Source organism: Halomicronema sp. CCY15110, assembly GCF_016888165.1.
In the GTDB taxonomy this organism is placed as follows: Bacteria; Cyanobacteriota; Cyanobacteriia; order Phormidesmidales; family Phormidesmidaceae; genus Halomicronema.
Map to the genome: position 1 here is coordinate 1 of NZ_JACSWC010000056.1, position 780 is coordinate 780.

Annotated in this window: 1 pseudogene; it reads left to right on the forward strand. The window is 53.7% G+C overall.

Annotation, left to right across the window (positions count from 1 at the left end):
* A pseudogene (locus JUK32_RS00570) lies at positions 1–424 on the forward strand (hypothetical protein); the annotation flags it as partial.
* Between the last annotated feature and the right edge of the window lie 356 nt (positions 425–780).

Here is a 780-nt window from a genome sequence, read left to right on the forward strand (position 1 = left end):
CTACTTGCAAGACACACTAGACGAGACCGCCGTCGCCTGGCTGGAACTGCATCTCCAGGGATTTTCCCAAGAGATGGTCGCTCAGCGCCTCAACCTATCGACGAAGGAAGCCTATCGCCTGCGGGAAAAGATTCGCTATCACGCCATTCGCGTCTTTACGCTGAAAGAGCAACCCGACTTGGTGTTGGGCTGGCTCAAAACGTCTCTGAGAGATCACAACTTGGGCCTGATTCCGGAGCAGTGGGAAACTTTTCAGTCGAGTCGCAGTCCCATTCAGCGCCGCATCTTGCAGGGCCTCAAAGCCGGGCGTAGTTTCGATGATATTGCCCAAGAAACGAACCTGAAACCGAAACAAGTTACTGGAGAGTGGGCGCAAATCTATCTAGATGCCCAAAGCCTTCGTCAAGACGCGAGCAGCTCTTGAACAGGACTCACGCTCCGACTCTAGCAGTCTTCTGGAATGCGAGACGTGGCCTACATTGTCAATTGATGACGCCCAGCATGTTGTCACCCTGTGATGAAGGGGCGCGTTTGAGCCATCTCCGATGGTATTTGTGGTCATGCCCAATCCGGTTCACGGCATTATCCAAATTGTGGAATGGCCTGATGTGTCCGGCGGGCATGAATCAAATCGGTCATCGCCAACATCCCCTAGGGGCAAGGCATTTTGGGCACCCCAAATATGCGGTAGGGGACTTGTGCGCAAAAAAGATCCCCATGACCCGAGTTTCGACTCCGCTCAACTCTCGATACTGGTAGGTTGAGCGAAGTCGAAACCGG